Origin of the sequence: Indolivaga alginatilytica (assembly GCF_003201355.1) — a bacterium.
In the GTDB taxonomy this organism is placed as follows: Bacteria; Bacteroidota; Bacteroidia; order Bacteroidales; family Dysgonomonadaceae; genus Dysgonomonas_A; species Dysgonomonas_A alginatilytica.
In genome coordinates this window covers 1-19,450 of record NZ_QICL01000028.1, presented here as the reverse complement: position 1 = coordinate 19,450, position 19,450 = coordinate 1, and the positions used below count along the sequence as shown (strand labels likewise).

Here is a 19,450-nt window from a genome sequence, read left to right as displayed (position 1 = left end):
TCTTCTTTCGAATCAATTAAATTTATTTTTGTAATTTAAATCGAAAGAGTATGAGAAGAAGTACATTCAGGATTCTTTTTTATATCAAAAGAGGTAATCCGAAGAAAAACGGTAATGTGATTATAATGGGACGAATTACTGTAGACGGTGAACGTTCGCAGTTCAGTACAAAGCTCGAAATTATCCCTTCGCTTTGGGATAATACTTATGGAAAAGCGAAAGGAAACAGTGTTAATGCGGCAAACTTAAATCGTATGTTGGATAATATACGGGCTAAAGCATCTATGTATTATAACAAACTGACGGATGTCAATGGTTATGTTACTCCTGATAAAATAAAAAACGCATTGTTAGGATTAGAGGAAAAGAGCAAGTCGATTATGTATTATTTTGATAAATTCAATGAGCAATACAAATCTAAAGTAGGTATGATGGTTACACGAACTACTTACATGAGATATGAAACGGCACAGAAACGATTATGCGAATTTATGAAAGAAAAATACGATGTGACTGATATGCCTTACAGAGAGATTACAACTGTTTTCCTTCAGGATTTTTACTTGTTTCTTCGCAACAATTATAACTCTGCCAATAATAATACAATGAAAACGCTTCAGCATTTGAGGGCTGTCTTCTACTATATTAAAAATACGGGGGAAGCTTTTGCCGACCCGTTCGCCAATTTTAAGATTCATTTTGAAAAGATAGAACGCTCGTATTTGACTCAAGAGGAATTAACAGTACTGTCGAATAAAGAATTCGGGTGCGAAAGATTGGACAAAGTGAGGGATGTTTTCCTTTTCTGTTGCTTTTGCGGATTATCTTACTCTGATTTATCTGACCTGACAACAGATAAAATAAAGAAAGGAATAGATGGTCATTTATGGATCATGGATACACGTAACAAAACAGGGGTTCCTTACAAAGTCCGTTTGCTGGATATACCGGCGGCTGTTTTAAAGAAATACGAAAACTCACAGGATAATGGTAAACTATTGCCGGTTATCAGTAATCAAAAAATGAACAGTTACTTGTTTGAAATTGCTACTATTTGCGGTATTGATAAAAAAATAACCAGCCACTGTGCCCGGCACACGTTCGCAACTTTATGCCTGACAGAAGGTATGTCGATAGAGAGTGTTTCGAAGTTATTGGGGCATACAAAAATAAAAACTACTCAGATATATGCCCGGATAATCGATAAGAAGCTGAGCGAGGATATGGATAAATTAGCCCAAAAGCTGAATGTATCAGATAATCAGACAATAACAGCCTAAAATAAAGCTGAAATTAAAAGCAATGAATTTAGAAAAAATTAAAGATAAAATTATTCTTATTCAGGGACAACAGGTTATACTGAATACAGATGTCGCAAACTTGTACGCAGTGGCAACTAAACATATTAATCAGGCTATAAGAAATAATTCTGATAAATTCCCCGAAGGTTACGTTATTACTCTGACAGAAGAAGATAAAAATGAGGTGGTAAAAAAATTGACCACCTTTCAAACCTCAGATTCTCATCGACATCAATAACAAGGTCTGAGTGAAAAGGCATTATATATGTTGGCGACGATTCTCAAAAATCCTGTTGCAACACAAACAACAATTGCCATCATTTAGACGACTGATACTGAGACGACCCCGGAGCTTAATTTAGCGATACTCTCGGTAAAACATACTGTAAAGCGAAAACCTAAAAAGTGATGGATTAATTCCAATAGTAAAATAACATTATCATGAATAGAAGCATAATCAAAATAACTGAAAATTTCAATACAAGAACCTCCATAGAGATAGTTCCTGCCGGTGAAGAAGTCTGGATGACAAAACCTGAAATAGCCTACTTGCTAATGGTATATCAAAATACCATTGGAAGCAATCTACGGGCAATTTTCAAAGCCGGTATTCTAAATGAAAAAGATGCTGTCAAGGAGTATAGATACAAAGAACAGGATATTGAACGTATTACAGTTTATTACAATCTGGAAACAATTATTGCATTATGCTACCGCATACGCACTTTTCAGGCTGAAACCATCAGGAAGCTTGTCCAAAATGAATTCTATAATAGAAATAACAATAAGCCGGAATCTTATATTCTGCATAATCTGTCCGTCTTCTCCTTAAATTAAAAACTCTAATGACAGGATTATAAATTAAGATGTACCCGATACTTCAGATAGTACCGGGTACAGTTATTTATGGGCTGTCTTATATCTGCTATCTACTCTAGAAATTTCCACCTCATTTCCTTCAAAGTTTACCATCTTTATTCAGGCAAATATTTATGTAGATTTGCGAAGGAGCGGGGCTGATCATTTTTGAAATAAGATATATCGAAAACATATCGGAACAAATACAAAACAATGGCTGTATTATCCTAATTTGTTAATGTTTAAACCTTAATAATAAGACATATAATAACCCTGTGAAATAGCTTCCGCAAATTTCAGTATTTGCAATGCCTTTTCCTCCGCACCATTGACCTGACCGATAAATTGCCGAAACATATCGGTTCCTTTGATTCTCGGAATAATTTCAGCTACTTGTTTTTCTTCATCTTTGGAGACCGGATTTCCTTTCAACGATTTCGCCACCATCTCAAACTCATCCATTGTAAACGATTGGTTACCTGATAGCTCAACATCCGACTTATCATACGTTGTATCCAATATGATTTCTTCTTCCGAACTTACAGGCTGATCATAAGAGTTTTGATGTTCGGCATCTTGCTCTTTGGGGATTGCTTCTAAAGGAATACTCAATATTGACTGATTCTTAGTAACCTCATCCAATTTGTCTTTCAGGTTTTTAACTTCTTGTTCCAGTTGATCCTGCTTTCGCTTCTGTTGTTCTTCGTTCCATTTTGATTTACCGACAAAACTCGGAATATTTCTTTCATCTCCTTTGGATTCGCCAACCCTGCCGACTCGCTTATCCTGTTTCATTGCATCCCCTTTTCGTGCGTACCTTTCCTTAAACCAATCTTTAAAGAGTAACCAAAGATTCAAGCCTGCCATATACAAACAGGCTATTGGTAACAATACAGCTTTAAAAATGAATGTCGCCATTCGTTCAATCTCCGCAAATCCCATTGTCTTAATTATTTACTATTGTTATTATCTCTTCGACTAGCAAATCCAAATTACTTCCTTTCAATAGAGGTTTGTCAGGAGGAAATATAGTAGATAAGAACAAGTAGTCATTCCCTTCAATGGATTGTTCCCTGTCGTAACGCACACTTTTTGGAATACGGGTCTGCATTATAGGAATACCAAGTTCCAATATAGCTTTCTCATAATAGTCGTATAGTTCCTGCTTTTCTTTTGATGCTACCATATTCCAGAATGGATGAATACTTCTGAGTTTGATATTGCCTTGATTCATGGTAATCATTTCGTTTACCGAGATCATAAAAGGCAGGGTACTCTCCATATTGATGCGTGAGGTTGTAATAGGCACAAACAGATAGTCCATACTAAAATAGGTTTGTACAACACTTTCATTATTAACCGTACCGGGAAGATCGAATAGCACAACGTCATATATATGCTTTTCCTGTGATAGAAACTCTTTCGCTTGTTGTAGTCCTGCTTCGGGTTGACTGGGAACAATCGGATAAGTCAGTTTATTGAGTTTGGAAAAAAACACTTCTGCTTTGTTTTGGTAGAAACTATTCCGTTCAATTTGTTCTGCTTCTCGTTGACGCATCTTGTAAATACTCCACTGGGGATAGTCACAATCCATCACTGCAACATTATATCCTCTTTGATAATGTAGATAACTGGCGACTAGTGTCGTAAATACGGATTTGCCTGCTCCTCCTTTTTGTGTGCAAATAGCGATATACAGCGGTTTTCTGTTTTGATTTGTTGGACTCATAATCTTTTGTTTTTTAGTTTATTATTATTTAATTGGTTTTCTGAATCTGGATTCATAGAGCTGGTTTATTTCATCTTTAAATAGTTCAAAGTGATGTTTCAATACATTTTCGATAAAGCCACTGACTGTTAAGCGTGCATCCCCGATATTGTGAACAATCAGTTTGATTGTCTCATTCGTTTCTTTTTCGATGTAGATCCCTTGTCGGGATCTAAGTTCATAACGACTCAGGAAAAGTGTTGGATAGTCAATCGTATTTTGGTTCTTCTTTCGCTTGGTGGATTGTTTATCCATTTTATCAGGTTCAGTATTTACCTCCGACTGAATGGCTTCTACATTGTTATCCATTTCGCCTTCCTCAGTGTCAGTTTGAGGGAGTGGTTCGGTGTTAGTCTTCATGCCTGTGAACGGCATCTGAGTAATAAAGGCATTAGCGTTTATAACCACATTTGATTTCTTCTCTGTTTTATCGTTTTCTTTCATACTCATTTGTTATTATGAACTGTATATTGTTTTGATGCCTACATGATGACACATTAACAGATAGGCAATGGAGTAAATAAATCAGATATATACTCCCCTTGAATACTATCTTTCTATTATGCAAATTGGGTTGGTATCCATCATGTTTGCCTGATTTTCCCCACAAATAAAAGCAGAATATCAATCACTTTTACTGTTTATAACTCCCGTGTCATCCTCTGTCCGGAGCTGACATACCATGTCTGCCAAAGTAATGGCTATCAGTTCACAGCCATTGTCTAATTTTGAAAAAGAGAATCGCAAAATCCTAAAAAGGATAATGGAAACAGTGAGCTGTTTCGGATGCTATTCTTTCATATAATGAGCAACCGCCTGCGCTTGCTAGTATAGTCCGCCAACAATGGCGGATTTTATTGTCAATCGACAATAGCAAGAAGTGTTTTGAGCAGTAGAAAATTCCATTTTCACCTGCCAAAACCTTTCTTGCTCCAACCTTAGTTGGAGGGTGGTTCTCCCAAGTCGAACCTATTTAACCATTTGATGTATGAACAGGAAACCTGTTATTAAAGGGGCAGAACTGCCCAAGAAGACCCAAGAGGAACAGAAAAGGGGGCGAGGTCGCCCAAAGAAAGACCATTGTCTAAAATATAGATATATGTTTCGTCTAAATGATAGTGAGAATGAGAAATTCTTAGAGATGTACAAGCAATCCAAAATGAAATCCAAATCATCATTTGTTGTAGATCGTGTACTAAACAATCAACTAAAAATCATTCAGATTAATAAAAGTACAATTGATTTTGTCATGTTATTGACACAATTCTTTGCCCAATTCCGAGCCATAAAGAATAATTACAATCAGCTATTTACAACATTGGTTCGGAATATAGGGGAAGATAAGGCTCGTTATATGCTAAAGATAGTAGAGAAATCGACACTTGAATTTATTCAATCCAAGTTAGAGATCGAAGAGTTAGCCACCAAACTCAAAGAACAATGCTTGCCAAAATAAGTACCGGAAAGTCTGTTTTCGGAGTTTTAAACTACAATAAAATCAAAATAGAAGACAAACAGGCGGATGTTATTTACAGACAAAAGATGTTCGATTCGGCAGATGGTTAATTCTCTATTCGGGATTGTATGGACTCGTTTTATTCATACCTGGCAAATAATAGAAAGACAGAGAACGTCGTATTTCATGCTTCGCTGAATCCCGATCCAAAGGATAAGCTATCAGATGAACAACTAGCTGAGATTGCTCAAAGCTATATGCAAAAGCTAGGGTATGGTAATCAGCCTTATCTTGTTTTCAAGCACTCGGATATCCAAAGACAACATCTGCATATCGTTTCACTACGAATAGATGAAACAGGCAAAAAGATTAATGATAGCTACGAGGTCAGGCGTTCGATGAAAATTTGCAAGGAATTGGAACACGAATTTAAGCTTATTCCACTCAAGAAAGGAAAACGGGAAAATGAAGCACCTACAAAGAAAATAGACTATCAGGCAGGAGATATTAAACATCAAGTCGGCAATATTGCTAAATCGGTGATAGCAAATTATCATTTTCAATCATTGGGGGAGTATCGTACTTTATTGGAAATGTTTCATGTAACAATAGAAGAAGTTAAAGGAGAACATAATGGTATGAGTTATATTTCTATAGTAAGTAAATCTCTTGCCGAGCGTTTGTGGTTTCTCAAATTTTTCATTTATATGCTTTGGAGCGTCTTCGACATGGCATATTATATGTTTAATGTAGGACTCTCTTATCTCTGCTATTTGATTTGATTTCTCTGAATGATTAAAATAAAAATTGATTAGTTCTTTTTCCATAGAATTTGTTACATTAATTATATTTTGATAGAAGTCTTTTAAGAAAATAAGGTATTTGTCGCTTACTCCGGATATATACTTACCTATTTTATCCATGACAACATTCATTAACTCAATATGAGTAATATTTTCGAATTTATTATTCTTTATATTATTACAATCAATAGCTTGCAATGATAAGATAACACCTTGTTTTTTAGAGACTTTTATGGAATTCCAATAATCATCTAAATTATTATTCAGTAAATGAAAAACTTTATTCTCTATTATGATGGCTTCATAATCATTGCAAAGTAGTAGATCTATTCGTCCGTTGTCTTGTGTAGTAAATTCGGTAGTTATTCTGAAATTAGAATCAAAAGTAAATTGTTTTCCAGTTTTCTTGCTTATAACTTCTATGAGGCTACTCAAAAATAAATCCTCAAAGCCATGTTCTCCACTTATATCCAGGAAAAAGGCATAGATATTTGACCATACATTTTCATAATGAGGTTGCTTTGAAATTCCTAAAAAAGTAATGGGCTTTTTTATTATATTCGGAATCTTATTATCCCTTAGGAAAGATAATAGTAAAGGTAAATCAGTGTTCTTCATATTTTCTTTTTGATTCGATTTATTTAAAATATGTTTGGTGTTAAATATTGATATATAAAGAAGAAGGTCGCTGAAACTATCAGCGACCTTCTTCTTTATATATCTAATAAGAGTTTACTTACTTGATTAGTTATTTGCAGTAAATACTACTACACGGTTCCATTCATTGATTTCGAATGGTTGCTCTCTATCGCCACTAGCTTGTACATTGATACGGCCTGATGCAATGCCATATTTGTTAATTAAGATATCAGCTACTGCCTGAGCACGTTGTTCTGATAGTCTTTGGTTGATTGCAGGTGTGCCTGTCGCTTTGTCAGCATATCCTGTAACAGTTATATTTACTTTAGGATTTTCTCGTAAATATTTAGCTGCATTGTAGATATTGATATCTTGATTTTGTTCAAGTTTAGCACTTCCTAAGCGGAATACAACTACAGCATTCATCAATACTTCAGTTTCACCTCTTACTTCTTCTACAACTACAGGTTGAGCAGCTAGACGAGATATCTCGGATTGATATTTTTGAATGTCTCTGTCTTTATCTCTCAATTGAGATCTTTGAGCATTGATCTGATCATTCAAAGATTGAATTTGTGCAGGGTCAATTATGTCAACTCTTTCAAAGCCTTGTTTGTTGAATCGGTATGTGATACCCGCAAGTACATTTAGTGTTGCATCGTATTTAGTACCACCTACAACTCCGTTAAAATCATCATTCATTAAGTTACCAATACCTTCAATATTTAAACTGATATCTTGGTTCAATCTGAAATCGGCTTGTAAGCCTACACGCGGAACTACACTATTAGTAACGCGAACGTCATGGTCTTCGTTTTTGAATCCGTGAAGTACTCCAACTCCTACTATACCTGTTAAATTGAAGAAACGGTCTTCTGTATAAGTTGTAAATAAGTTAGTAAGATTCAACAATCCATCAACACTGGCTTGTATATAGTTTATCTTATAGGTTCCATTAATTGCAGGATTAAAACTTTTAGCATCCCATCCACCTACTTGTAAACGAGCACCCATTTCCGGAGAAAAATATTTACCGGCAGATACAGCAACATGAGGACTTAACAAATTGGTAAGATCTGTTCTTTTGAAGTTTTCGCTAAATGTGTGAGAAACTCCTACTTGTCCTTGAAGGAACCAGTTATCCCAAAATCCGTATTGTTTTATTGCTTTTTCTTGTGCAAATCCAGTCATTGATAATAATGCTGTTGCAACTACTAAGATAATCTTTTTCATATTTGTAATTTCTATTAAGTTTACATTAATGCAGAATAGAGTGCTCTATTCCAGACTGCAATGTTACGATTTTAAGTTAAAATATCGAAACTTTTTTGAATGTATTTTATCTGTATTGAATTTAATTCTTTGTATGAGATTTATTTCTTTTCTATCCAATTGATAATTTTCTCTGAAAGCGGACTTTCTTTAGATAGTGCAAAATCTACTAACTGACCATTTTCATCTATCATGAACTTCTGGAAATTCCATTGAACTTCAGCATCAAATTTTGAGTTTTCCGATTTTTCTGTTAGCCACTTATAGATCGGAGCTTTGTTTTCTCCTATAACAGTTACTTTATCCATTATGGGGAATGTTACTCCATAATTAAGAGAGCAAAATTCTTTAATCTCTTCATTTGTACCGGGTTCCTGTCCTTTAAAGTCATTGGAAGGAAAACCAATAACAATAAAATTCTGGTCTTTATATTTTTTATATAGCTCTTCTAGTTGAGCATATTGAGGTGTAAAACCACATTTGGACGCGACATTTACGATTAAGACTTTTTTCCCTTTTAAGGAAGCCATATCAAATTCTTTTTCATCGATATCCTTTACCTTAAAATCATATAGCGATTTTTGTTGTGCCATAGCAGAGTTTATAATTAAAGTCATGAGTATTGTGAGTATAATTTTATGCATAATAGTATTTATTTAGTCTGTTATATAACAACGCCCAAAGGTTTTTAGTTCTTATGATCATAAAAAAAAGAGAGAATTCTGAAATTCTCTCTTTTTTAGTATTCTGTAATCTATGTAGTTAAGCTTATTTCCTATAGGTGAAATTTCCATTAAAAGCAAAATTAACCTTTAGTGCATCTGCATCAGTAATTTTACTAGAAGGAGTAAAAGTTGCACTGACAATTAGTTTCTTTTGCGAAACCATTGTATTGAATACATTCTTAAAATATTCAAGATTTACATCATTATATAATTCGATTTTAGCTGTAGTTATATCCCCAAATTCTTTTGTAACTCCGTTAATGGTAAGAGAAAATTTTTGAAGTACAACGCCCTCTTTTAAACCGACAATTTCTATTGATGTTACTTTTGTCAGATTCATTGTTCCTCCGGTAATTGGTGCAACATAGTCATAGCCTTTTAGCATATCATCTAAATTAGTTGTCGTTTGCAGTGTTATTGTTTGTGCTCCGGCACTGGCTATTCCCAAATCATGTGAATATTTACATATGGCATCCTTTAAAGTGTATTCTGATTTACCATCACCATTATCATCGTCACCACCACAAGAACTAAAAGCGACTGCTATAGTAAGCATTAGTCCGAAAATTTTACTGATTGCTTTCATAAATTATTAATAAATTAAAAATGTTAGTTAAGTTTTTAGCACGCACAAAAGTATAATAATATTACTCGTTTCAAAATGATTTTATTCATTTATCATTCGTAATAATTGTAATATAGCTGTATTAGAGGCTCCTACGATATTTGCTTCGCGATATTTTCCTAATTGGTATCTTTTGACTTCCATTTTGTCTTTAATTGCTGTGGCAATCCATACAGTTCCAACAGGTTTTTCTGGTGTTCCTCCATCAGGTCCGGCTATTCCCGAAACAGCAATCGCACAATCTACATTTAAAGCTTTTTGGGCACCTCTCACCATTTCAATGACAACCGGTTCGCTAACGGCGCCGTATTCATTAAGGTTAGACTGAGAAACATTCAAAATGCTGCATTTGATCTCATTTGAATATGAGACAATGCTACCTTTAAAGTATTGAGAAGATCCCGAAATAGATGTAATCAGATGAGCTATATACCCTCCTGTGCAGCTTTCTGCCGTTCCGAGAGTTAAGCCTTGCTCAGATAAATGCTCTCCTACTATTTTTTCAAGTGGAATATCTTTTTCGGCAAGAATGGCATCTCCTAATAGAATTCTAAGCTTATTAACTTCTTCTTCCAGTTCTGGATTACGCTGTTCTCCTTTTACAAAAAGCCTCAATTTCATTAAGCGAGGGGAGGGGAGATAGGCTAATCCAAATCCTTCGGGCAAATTATTTTCGAAATCAGTTAAATGTATTGCCAGATTTGATTCGGTATATCCTCCAACTATCAATACATGTGAAACGTAGGCTTCTGCATTATACTTAGATTGTAGACGAGGTATAATTTCATTTTCCATATTATATTTCATCTCATATGGAACTCCCGGCATGGATGCTAATACTTTATCTCCTCGCTCAAACCAGGTGATGGGAGCGGTCCCCACTCTGTTTTGAATAACTGTACAATCTTTAGGAACATAGGCTTGGTCACGAGTTAAACCATTGAGAGTCGTGAAATTTGAAATTACATTATTTATATTTTCAAGAACCGATTCATCAAAAATGAGCTCTGTGCCGAAATATTCACATAAGGTTTTCTTTGTAATATCGTCTTTAGTAGGACCTATTCCTCCGGTAGTTAATATAACATCTACTCGTTGAAAAACATCCCTTATTGTATCTTTTATTTGTTGCGCATTATCGGCTATAGAAATTTTTTCTTCGACTTCAAAACCTGCTTCAGTTAGTTTTTTAGACATCCATGCAGAGTTTGTGTCCACTATCTGCCCTATCAGAATTTCATCCCCGATAGTTATTATTGCTGTTTTCATTTATTAATATGTGAAAATGATTGTATTCTTAGAATTTTTTTAATTCCTGATAGAGTCGTTGTATAGGTAATCCCATTACATTAAAATACGACCCTCCAATATATTCTACACCTACATACCCAATCCATTCCTGTATGCCGTATGCTCCGGCTTTATCTAATGGCTTATACTTGGAAACATAATATTCAATCTCAGAATCATCCAGATTTGAGAACCGAACATCAGAAATTACACTGAATGTTTTTTGTTTGCCTTTAGTGGTAAGGCAAACACCTGTTATAACCTGATGTGTTTTACCCGACAATTGGTGAAGCATATCTTTAGCATCTAATTCGTCGATAGGTTTTCCCAATACTTTTTCACCTAGAACAACGACTGTATCAGCCGTTATTAGTAAGGAATTTTCTGTTAGTAGTGATTTATACGCTTTAGCTTTTTTTTCGGCAATATATAAAGCAACTTCCTCTTTTTTTATATCCTGCGGGTAAGATTCATCTATACCGGGTAAAACCACAATATCATAATCTAAATCGAGACCTGATAAGAGTTCTTTTCTACGAGGTGAATTGGATGCTAGAATTATTTTATAGTTGAACTCCATAAATAAAAGTATTTAATGATCTGCCTTAGGGAAAGTAATAGCCTATAACTATTATTTTCCCCAAAGTATATTATATAAGTGTGTGATCTTATCTGATTGCTTCTCTTATTCGAACTAGTTTGGTAAGTAATCCTTCTAGTTGATCTAATGGTAGCATGTTTGCCCCATCGGACTTTGCTTCTGCTGTATTGGGATGAGTTTCTATGAACAGACCATCTACACCAACTGCTATTGCTGCCTTACACATTGTTTCGATCAACTGAGGCTGACCACCTGTTACCCCCGAAGCTTGATTGGGCTTTTGTAAACAATGGGTAGCATCTAAGACAACAGGAAATCCAAATTCCTGCATTTCAGGAATCCCTCTGAAATCAACCACTAAATCGCCATAACCATATGAAACGCCACGTTCGGTGAGTGTTACGTTATTATTACCCGAATCTATGATTTTCTGAGCTGCAAATTTCATAGCTCCCGGAGCTAGAAACTGCCCCTTCTTGATATTAACCATTTTGCCTGTTTCTGCTGCTGCAATCAAAAGATCTGTTTGTCTACAAAGGAATGCAGGTATTTGTAATACATCTACATATTCGGCAGCCATAGCAGCTTCATGTGCTTCGTGTATATCAGTAACTACGGGTACCCCAAATGTTTCACGCACTTTTCTTAGTATCTTTAAAGCTTTTTCGTCTCCAATACCTGTAAAAGAATCAACTCGTGAACGATTTGCTTTGCGATAAGAACCCTTAAATACATAAGGTATATTTAATTTTGTTGTAATATTCAATATCTTTTCGGCAATACTTAAGGCCATTTCTTCGCCTTCAATTACACAAGGACCTGCCAGAAGGAAAAAATTATCACTTTTTAATTCAGATATATTCATTTCGTATTTATTTTTTTTATGTTATTCAAAAAGGTTTGCAAGTTACGAAAAAATGTAACGAAAGAGGAACGGCTTATATTTAAAAATTAGGATAAACACATCAAGCCTCTAATAAGGTGACATTCGTTACAAAAGTTTCAAAAAGTAATCAATAAAGTGATGAAGGTGACTACAGTGTGTTACTTTTTTGAGTTTTATAATCATCTGTATATCAGTGGTTAATTGTTTAAAAGGTGACAAAAGTAACAAAAGTGACACTTTTTCACTGCCTTATTTCTCTTATTCATTCTTGTAACTTTAGTGATTTCATCAAGACCTCCTATATATTCCCTCTCATAAGGATAGGTTTTAATACATCCTTACTTGGATAGATAAAATAATTCGATTCCTTATTAAAACTGTAAACATAGTGTCTATTGTTTTTCATCAATTATTTTTGATGCTTTTTCCCTATTCTAAAAATAGACCCAATTGTATTGCTTCGATAAAAGCCGTACCTTTGCAAAAAAGAAAAGAGATGATTACTGCATTCCAAGAATATTTAACAAAACATAAGTATACTCATTTTGATATTAAAGCTGTTCTTTTCGATATGGACGGAGTTCTCTATGATTCAATGAAATATCATTCACGCTCTTGGTATCAAACAATGAGTGAAGAAGGGATTGATTGTACTCCGGAAGAGTTCTATTTACATGAAGGACGTACGGGTGGAAACACCATCAATTTATTAATTGAAAGATCTCATGGTCGACAAGCTACGGAAGACGAGAAGGAACGGATTTATAAAAGAAAATCAGAACTATTTACCCTTTATAATGATGGGGATACCATTCCTTATGCTTATGATATGCTTCGTGCAGTAAAAGAAAAAGGGTTGGATTGTATTCTTGTAACAGGATCAGGACAGCCTTCTTTATTAGGAAAGTTAGATGAAAACTTTCCGGATATATTTCAAAAAGATAAAATGGTGACTGCTTTTGACGTACAGCATGGCAAACCACATCCCGAACCTTATCTTATGGGATTAGAAAAAGGACGCGGTTTAAAACCTAATCAGGCAATTGTGGTAGAAAATGCGCCAATGGGGGTTGAGTCTGCTGTGGCTGCCGGAATTTTTACTATAGCTATAAATACGGGTCCTTTAGATGAACAAGTCTTATGGGATGCCGGTGCTGATATAGTATTACCTTCGATGAAGGTTTTATTAGATAATTGGACAGATTATTGTTTTACTCTAGGAATTAATAGCTAATAGATTAAGTTGTATTTACACACTTATTTAATATAAAATGAAAGCCTACTCAAAAGAGTAGGCTTTCATTATTAAGAAAGGGTTTTATTCAATTTCAATTCTTTTAATTTTATCTTCTGGAGTTTTATTTAGTTTTGGAATAGACAATTTTAATACTCCATCTTTATACTGAGCTGATATTTGTTCCATATCAACGTTCTCTGGTAAAACAAAACTTCTCGAAAAAGATGAAGATCTGAATTCTTGACGAATAAGTTTCTCTTCTTTGTCTTTTTCTTCTTGTTTATTTTCTTGTTTAGCTGAAATGATTAAAACATTTTTTTCAACTTCAACATTAAAATCGTCTTTGTTGAATCCGGGTACAGATAACTCTACTCTGAATTCATCTTTGTTCTCTACAACATTGGCAGCAGGTAAACCGCTACCTTCAAAGAAATTTGTGAAAAAATCATCATTAAAAATTAATGGTAAAAAACTTTTTCTAGAATCGAATTTCATTAATCTATTATTCATTTTAAAATCCTCCTATTATTTTAGTTCTACATAATTTTCAGATGAAAAAATACAAATAATATGCAATTCAGTTTTTTAGGCTATAAATTTAGAGAAAAATTAATATTCAATGTGTGTATCTTGTTTGTTATAAGTTAGTTATTCTGTTTTTTGAAGTTTTTGTTTAAATCGGTCATTTTGGCGTTTTGTGTTTGAAAAGTGACATTCTGACATTTTTTTGTTTTTGCATAGTATTAAAAACAGAGAAGATCGATACAATTTTGTATCGATCTTCTTTTATGAAATTCTTTGAAAATTACTTCTTCACGCTCGGATTGCTTTTCTTCTCCGTCTTTACCTCAGTTTTCTTTGAATCCTTTTTCGATTCAGGTTTTGTGGTAGCTGTAGCTTTGGCTTCAGTTTTCACTTTAGCGGGAGCAGCAGTTTTTTTTGAATCTTGAGCCATAACACTGACAGATGCTAAAAGAGCAATCATCATAACGCATGAAAGAACTACTTTTTTCATAATTTTTTTCAATTAAATAAGTGAAACATACTTGTTAAACACGCATCAAATATATACTAGTTTTAGAGAATTTTACCGTTAATTTGGTTTAAATAAAAACGCTCTAAGTGTAATGATTGTTAAGTGATGCTGTTGAGCTATAATTCTCTTATTAGTAGCTGGTTAGTATCTTGTTTGACGCTTTTTTAATTGTAAAAAAATGTAATGTTTTGATTGTTAGATGTATCAAAAAGGAGGTCTGTTAAAATTATTTCTTGTCAAAGAAATTAACCTTTCCTGTTTTCATATCATATACACCTCCAACGATCAATAATTCACCTTTATCTTCCATTTCTTTCAAAATAGGACTCTTAGTGCGAAGTTGTTCGATAGCTAGTTCAACGTTGTGATCACAAACTGCTTCTACGAATGCAGGATTTGCAGCAGTTTTTTCACCTTCAAATGTTTTACCGGCAGATGCTACAGCAGGTTTGATTTTAGCTAACAAAGCAGTAATGTTACCAAGTTTTACATCATCGATTGCAGACATAACAGCACCGCAATATTCGTGACCTAATACAACGATAACTTTTGCTCCGGATACTTTAGTTGCAAACTCAAAGCTACCTAGTACATCTTCATTAACGATATTACCGGCAATACGAGCAACAAAAAGATCACCGATACCTCTGTGGAAAACATCTTCAACAGGTACACGAGAATCTAGACAAGATAGGATAGCAGCTTTAGGGAATTGACCTGTTGCAGCATCTCTCACACGTTGAGTGTTGTTACGAACTGTAAGGTTGTCTTCTGTAAACTCTTTGTTTCCTTCTTTAAGTAGATTAAGTACATCTGCAGGAGTTAAGGCTGCTTGTTCTGCTGCTGTTAGAACAGTGTTGGTCAAAACTTCGGCTTCTGGGATCTGAACAGTTCCTTCGACAGCTGCAGCAGTTTTTTCTTCTACTTTAGCCTTGTCTTTACACGAAGTTGATACTAATACTAAACATAAGGATAGTAATCCTAATAAAGCTTTCTTTTTCATAAATAATCAAAGTTTATATAGTTAAATACATATAGATTAACAAACATCTAATAAAATAGTTTTCGAATAAGATTAAGCTTTATTTAATCTGAAGGTGATATTTGGATGGAATTTGTGAATCTGATACAAAATAATACCAATCGAAAAAATATCTAATTAGATCAATAACAGGCACTTTACGTATGTAATAATTTGATAAGTTCTTTTTTTAAGGTATTTTTAACTTCTTCTATATTTACAGATTTTCCTATCTCTTTTTCGAGAGAAGTGACTCCTTTATCTACAAAACCACACGGATTTATGTGGTTGTAATAGGATAAATCGGTTGATACATTGAAAGCAAGTCCATGCATTGTTACATAACGTGAGGCACGTACTCCAATTGCACAAATCTTTCGGGCAGTAGAGGTATTATAATCAAACCATACCCCTGTAGCACCATCGGCTCTTCCTGCTTTTATATTGTAGTGTGCTAAAGTCTGTATTACGGCTTCTTCCAAGTTACATACATATTGCTTCAGAGATAATCCCAATGCATCCAGATCTACTATGGGGTAAACAACAATTTGCCCATAACCGTGATATGTTATATCACCACCTCTATCTGTTTTATAGTAGGTGGCACCTAAAGCGGCCAGACGATCTTCTTGGATGAGCATATTACCTTCATTACCATTCCTGCCCAGAGTATATACATGCGGATGTTCACAAAAGATTATCTGCTGTAATTCATCCTTATTTTTCAAGTAGTCAGGCGTGTTTTTTATACTGATTAAGTGGGTGAAAATTTCATTCTGCTTATCCCAGGCTTCTTTATAATCAATAATTCCCCAATCTGTAAACTTCATAGTATTATTGTATAATTTGGTTGAATGTTGTTTCTGCCATGTAAGATGATCTAACGAGTGGACCACTTTCTACAAATTTAAATCCCATCTCAAGCCCTAATGTTTTATATTTGGCAAATTGGTCGGGGTGTATATATTCTTTTACAGGAATATGTTTTAAGGTTGGCTGTAAATACTGCCCAATAGTGAGCAATTGGCAGCCAGAGTCTCGTAAATCATGCATTAATTCTATTACTTCTTCTTCGGTTTCACCTAATCCAAGCATAATTCCCGATTTAGTGAAGAAACCTTTGCTTGCTGCATATTTTTGTACTTCAAGGCTTCGATCATATCTGGCACGACTTCTTATTTGGGCTGTTAATCTCCTTACTGTCTCCATATTGTGACTTAAAACATCGGGCTTAGCTTCAAAAACAATATCCAGTAATTCGGTTTTAGCATCAAAATCAGGAATCAATACCTCGAGTTTAGTATTTGGGTTTCGTCTCTTTACTTCGTTAATCATTCTAGCCCAGTAGTTAGCTCCCTGATCTGCTAAATCGTCTCTGTCAACAGAGGTTATTACACAATACCTCAGATTCATTTTCTGAATACTATCGGCTACTTTTCCAATTTCAGATTCATCCAGAGGTAAGGGTCTTCCACTTTTAGTTGCACAAAATTTACAAGAACGCGTACAGATATCACCTAATATCATAAATGTAGCTGTACCCATACTCCAGCAATGACCTAAATTAGGGCACTTTCCACTTACACATATAGTATTTAGACTGTTGTCATGAATCAATTTTTGTGTATGAGAATATCCTTTTCCTCCACCTAGTTTAATCTTTAACCATTCAGGTTTTTTTACTCTTTCCATGTATTTTTAATCGTTATTTAAAGTATTATTAGTAACAAATATAAGAGGAACTATTTATAATTTCTCTCTTAGCTAGAAATTGTATTGTTTTAGAAGCTCCTCTATAATAAAGGAGTGGTTAATACATAAAAGAAATGGTTGTCATCCCGACAACCAATCTCCATTATTAACCTTAAATCTAATACTATGAAAAACACATAATGTAAACGTTTGAGTAGCTCATAAAGTTCTATGAGTTATCTCTATATTAAATAGATATGTTTGATGACTATGTAACTAAATGAATTATATGATTTAAACATGCAGAGATAGGAAAAGAGTATAATTATATATCGGTCTGTTTTTATCCTTTTGGAGTTTGCTTATTGATATATTAATTTGTTTTGCTACTTTTGAAGATGATGTCTTTAATTTTTTATATTGTAAAGTGGATGTTTATATTAAACCTTATTGCTATTGTATTAGGTTTAATTCTTAGTAAGTTGGGGTACGTCAAACAGGCTCGAATATTATCATATGTTTCTGTTGTCGGTGTATTATTAGCTGTTGTATACGTAGCTGTTTTATTTGTGCGTTTCTATTTCTAATTAATTTTGATCGTGATATTGTTCGATGCCTTACATAGCTATGATTATAATAGAAAAAGCCCACTGAATGCGGGCTTTTTACTTTAGAAGTTGTGCACACGATGAGACTCGAACTCACACATCGTTACCGAAACTACCCCCTCAAAGTAGCGTGTCTACCAATTTCACCACGTGTGCTGAAGTTTTAAGAAAAAAAAATGTGACCAGTGCCACATTTGAGCGAAAGACGGGATTCTCACCCTTATTCGCTATATTCTTGAAGATAAACGTTTTTCCAAATTAACTTAAAGACTAAGTAGCGATTTAGTTACTTATTTCTGTCTTAAATTGTCATACAAGCGTCCTCTGGCAACCTGTTTTTCTTTTCGGGTTCAAAATTAGTCTCTTTTTTTTAATTACACAAGTCTTAAATCACTTTTCTTTCTTTTTCCTTGTATCGCTAAGATCAAACAAACATTTTCAAAAAAAAATTAGGCGAGTCGCTAGCGAGTATGAAAACTACCTTTTCAAATCATTCCATATTTGCATTATGAAAACAAAATTAATCAAATATGGAAGTTATAACAATTGACAGTGAAGCTTTCAAAAAGCTGGTAGCAAAAATAGACCAGATTGCAAGCTTTGTCGTAAAAGCGGAGCAATCTAAAGGTAAAGACTCTGATAATGACATCTGGATGGATAGTAATGAGGTGGCTGAATTATTACGCATCAGTACCCGCACATTACAACGCTTACGAAAGGAGAATATAATAAGCTATTCTATGCTTCGTGGCAGATGTTTATATCGGCTCTCAGAAATAGAGCGTTGCCTGGATGAGCGGATTATCAAATCCGATCCCGTTATACGATAGATGATTTTAAAAGGAACTATTCACTGAGATTCCGGGAATAGAGATATTACTTCGCATTTTAAAGCCTAATATTATGTTTATAGAAAGAGAACTTTTTAAGAAAAAGATGCAATACATAATCAAGCGTCTGGATAAAATAGATAAGACACTCGTTAGTATGGCAAAGCAGCGATGCTATCTTGACGGCGAGCTTTTATATGACAACTACGACTTATGTAAGTTGTTGAATATTTCTAAACGGACATTGCAGCGGTATCGTTCTTCGGGAGAACTACCCTATCAGACTCTATACCAGAAAACTTTTTACAAGGAGTTGGATGTCAGCAATTTCATACGCCTGAATTTTGGGAAGGATAAAGGAAACGATTCGGATAATTTAGAAGAAGAGATTGTTGATAGTTAATTAATATTGATTTGGTTTGTTCATTATTCTTTTTTTTTAGGTTTTACATTCTTTCATTGCGTTCCGTTTTGTTGTGATAACAAGGCGGGATTTTTCACTACATTTTTATCCCCTTGGATACCTTCTTCTTTATATCACCTGTATCCTCATTATCCTTTGGTTTACTTACCGAAGCAATTATAATACGATCCTTATTCGCATCTATAATCTCTTTTATACTCATGGGTTGCCCGGAGCGTTCATTCGATACATTTAAAACCGATAAAACAAAAATACAGATAATAAATAAGTTAGATTTCACACCCGTTTTGAGGTGTTATTTTTACACAATAAAGATTTAATTATTCATACCTTTGAATAAATTCTATACAAAACAATGAAAGAAGCATGAATAAAAGA

General features: G+C 34.2%; 23 protein-coding genes, 1 tRNA gene and 2 pseudogenes. 9 read left to right on the top strand and 17 right to left on the bottom strand.

Annotated elements, in window-relative coordinates; genetic code table 11:
* Positions 1–50 precede the first annotated feature (50 nt).
* From CLV62_RS17110 to CLV62_RS17100, 3 genes are all read left to right on the top strand, one after another.
* A complete protein-coding gene (locus CLV62_RS17110; RefSeq protein ID WP_110311999.1) occupies positions 51–1,280 on the top strand; it encodes a site-specific integrase in 1,230 nt (409 codons plus the stop codon).
* Between the two features lie 22 nt (positions 1,281–1,302).
* Positions 1,303–1,539, top strand: a complete 237-nt coding sequence (locus CLV62_RS22275; RefSeq protein ID WP_317048089.1) for an ORF6N domain-containing protein — start codon at positions 1,303–1,305, stop codon at positions 1,537–1,539.
* Between the two features lie 203 nt (positions 1,540–1,742).
* Positions 1,743–2,138 carry a hypothetical protein gene (locus tag CLV62_RS17100; protein WP_110311998.1) on the top strand — a complete coding sequence of 132 codons (396 nt, stop codon included), beginning with the start codon at positions 1,743–1,745 and terminating at the stop codon, positions 2,136–2,138.
* 270 nt (positions 2,139–2,408) lie between these two features.
* On the opposite strand, the gene CLV62_RS17095 is transcribed toward CLV62_RS17100, so the two are convergent.
* From CLV62_RS17095 to CLV62_RS17085, 3 genes are read right to left on the bottom strand one after another with little or no spacing between them, the layout of a single operon-like run.
* Positions 2,409–3,101 carry a hypothetical protein gene (locus CLV62_RS17095; protein WP_110311997.1) on the bottom strand — a complete coding sequence of 231 codons (693 nt, stop codon included), beginning with the start codon at positions 3,099–3,101 and terminating at the stop codon, positions 2,409–2,411.
* Between the two features lie 4 nt (positions 3,102–3,105).
* Positions 3,106–3,888 (bottom strand): ParA family protein, encoded by a 783-nt coding sequence (locus tag CLV62_RS17090; protein WP_110311996.1) that lies wholly within the window; start codon positions 3,886–3,888, stop codon positions 3,106–3,108.
* Positions 3,889–3,912: 24 nt separating this feature from the next.
* Positions 3,913–4,371: a DUF3408 domain-containing protein gene (locus tag CLV62_RS17085; protein WP_170120087.1), complete on the bottom strand. Its 459-nt coding sequence runs from the start codon at positions 4,369–4,371 to the stop codon at positions 3,913–3,915.
* 544 nt (positions 4,372–4,915) lie between these two features.
* On the opposite strand from CLV62_RS17085, the gene CLV62_RS17080 reads away from it, so the two are divergent.
* From CLV62_RS17080 to CLV62_RS22090, 3 genes are read left to right on the top strand one after another with little or no spacing between them, the layout of a single operon-like run.
* The gene (locus tag CLV62_RS17080; protein WP_110311994.1) at positions 4,916–5,383 is read left to right on the top strand and encodes a plasmid mobilization protein; all 468 of its coding nucleotides are present in this window, start codon (positions 4,916–4,918) and stop codon (positions 5,381–5,383) included.
* Positions 5,368–5,493, top strand: a complete 126-nt coding sequence (locus CLV62_RS22180; RefSeq protein WP_262509961.1) for a hypothetical protein — start codon at positions 5,368–5,370, stop codon at positions 5,491–5,493. The genes CLV62_RS17080 and CLV62_RS22180 overlap by 16 nt, the downstream gene beginning before the upstream one ends.
* An 18-nt stretch (positions 5,494–5,511) precedes the next feature.
* Positions 5,512–6,165 carry a relaxase/mobilization nuclease domain-containing protein gene (locus CLV62_RS22090; RefSeq protein WP_110311993.1) on the top strand — a complete coding sequence of 218 codons (654 nt, stop codon included), beginning with the start codon at positions 5,512–5,514 and terminating at the stop codon, positions 6,163–6,165.
* 24 nt (positions 6,166–6,189) lie between these two features.
* Here CLV62_RS22090 and CLV62_RS22380 read toward each other — a convergent pair.
* The 7 genes and pseudogenes from CLV62_RS22380 to kdsA form a co-directional block, all read right to left on the bottom strand.
* Positions 6,190–6,804, bottom strand: a pseudogene (locus CLV62_RS22380) (PD-(D/E)XK nuclease family protein); the annotation flags it as partial.
* Between the two features lie 126 nt (positions 6,805–6,930).
* Positions 6,931–8,058: an OmpA family protein gene (locus CLV62_RS17065; RefSeq protein WP_110311991.1), complete on the bottom strand. Its 1,128-nt coding sequence runs from the start codon at positions 8,056–8,058 to the stop codon at positions 6,931–6,933.
* Positions 8,059–8,198: 140 nt separating this feature from the next.
* Positions 8,199–8,741, bottom strand: a complete 543-nt coding sequence (locus tag CLV62_RS17060) for a glutathione peroxidase (protein ID WP_110311990.1) — start codon at positions 8,739–8,741, stop codon at positions 8,199–8,201.
* A 124-nt stretch (positions 8,742–8,865) separates the two neighbouring features.
* The gene (locus CLV62_RS17055; RefSeq protein ID WP_110311989.1) at positions 8,866–9,408 is read right to left on the bottom strand and encodes a hypothetical protein; all 543 of its coding nucleotides are present in this window, start codon (positions 9,406–9,408) and stop codon (positions 8,866–8,868) included.
* Positions 9,409–9,489: 81 nt separating this feature from the next.
* Positions 9,490–10,716 carry a CinA family nicotinamide mononucleotide deamidase-related protein gene (locus tag CLV62_RS17050; protein ID WP_110311988.1) on the bottom strand — a complete coding sequence of 409 codons (1,227 nt, stop codon included), beginning with the start codon at positions 10,714–10,716 and terminating at the stop codon, positions 9,490–9,492.
* 28 nt (positions 10,717–10,744) lie between these two features.
* A complete protein-coding gene (locus CLV62_RS17045) occupies positions 10,745–11,317 on the bottom strand; it encodes a Maf-like protein (RefSeq protein ID WP_110311987.1) in 573 nt (190 codons plus the stop codon).
* A gap of 88 nt (positions 11,318–11,405) precedes the next feature.
* On the bottom strand, positions 11,406–12,203 hold the full coding sequence (gene kdsA / locus CLV62_RS17040; RefSeq protein WP_110311986.1) for a 3-deoxy-8-phosphooctulonate synthase: 798 nt from the start codon (positions 12,201–12,203) through the stop codon (positions 11,406–11,408).
* A 517-nt stretch (positions 12,204–12,720) separates the two neighbouring features.
* Between kdsA and CLV62_RS17035 the strand changes: the two genes are divergently transcribed.
* On the top strand, positions 12,721–13,458 hold the full coding sequence (locus tag CLV62_RS17035; RefSeq protein ID WP_110312038.1) for an HAD family hydrolase: 738 nt from the start codon (positions 12,721–12,723) through the stop codon (positions 13,456–13,458).
* 84 nt (positions 13,459–13,542) lie between these two features.
* On the opposite strand, the gene CLV62_RS17030 is transcribed toward CLV62_RS17035, so the two are convergent.
* From CLV62_RS17030 to CLV62_RS17005, 6 genes are all read right to left on the bottom strand, one after another.
* A complete protein-coding gene (locus tag CLV62_RS17030) occupies positions 13,543–13,971 on the bottom strand; it encodes an Hsp20/alpha crystallin family protein (RefSeq protein WP_110311985.1) in 429 nt (142 codons plus the stop codon).
* 295 nt (positions 13,972–14,266) lie between these two features.
* A complete protein-coding gene (locus CLV62_RS17025) occupies positions 14,267–14,476 on the bottom strand; it encodes a hypothetical protein (RefSeq protein WP_110311984.1) in 210 nt (69 codons plus the stop codon).
* A 247-nt stretch (positions 14,477–14,723) separates the two neighbouring features.
* Entirely contained in the window at positions 14,724–15,500 is a 777-nt protein-coding gene (locus CLV62_RS17020) for a carbonic anhydrase family protein (RefSeq protein ID WP_110311983.1), read from the bottom strand.
* A 176-nt stretch (positions 15,501–15,676) separates the two neighbouring features.
* A complete protein-coding gene (lipB, locus tag CLV62_RS17015) occupies positions 15,677–16,348 on the bottom strand; it encodes a lipoyl(octanoyl) transferase LipB (RefSeq protein WP_110311982.1) in 672 nt (223 codons plus the stop codon).
* A 4-nt stretch (positions 16,349–16,352) separates the two neighbouring features.
* A complete protein-coding gene (gene lipA / locus CLV62_RS17010) occupies positions 16,353–17,210 on the bottom strand; it encodes a lipoyl synthase (protein WP_110311981.1) in 858 nt (285 codons plus the stop codon).
* A gap of 680 nt (positions 17,211–17,890) precedes the next feature.
* Positions 17,891–17,974 (bottom strand) — tRNA-Leu (locus CLV62_RS17005).
* A 374-nt stretch (positions 17,975–18,348) separates the two neighbouring features.
* On the opposite strand from CLV62_RS17005, the pseudogene CLV62_RS17000 reads away from it, so the two are divergent.
* A pseudogene (locus CLV62_RS17000) lies at positions 18,349–18,689 on the top strand (helix-turn-helix domain-containing protein).
* 32 nt (positions 18,690–18,721) lie between these two features.
* Positions 18,722–19,051, top strand: a complete 330-nt coding sequence (locus CLV62_RS16995; RefSeq protein WP_110311980.1) for a helix-turn-helix domain-containing protein — start codon at positions 18,722–18,724, stop codon at positions 19,049–19,051.
* A 97-nt stretch (positions 19,052–19,148) separates the two neighbouring features.
* Here CLV62_RS16995 and CLV62_RS21565 read toward each other — a convergent pair whose 3' ends face one another.
* Positions 19,149–19,352 (bottom strand): hypothetical protein, encoded by a 204-nt coding sequence (locus CLV62_RS21565; RefSeq protein ID WP_146212777.1) that lies wholly within the window; start codon positions 19,350–19,352, stop codon positions 19,149–19,151.
* Positions 19,353–19,450: the final 98 nt, after the last annotated feature.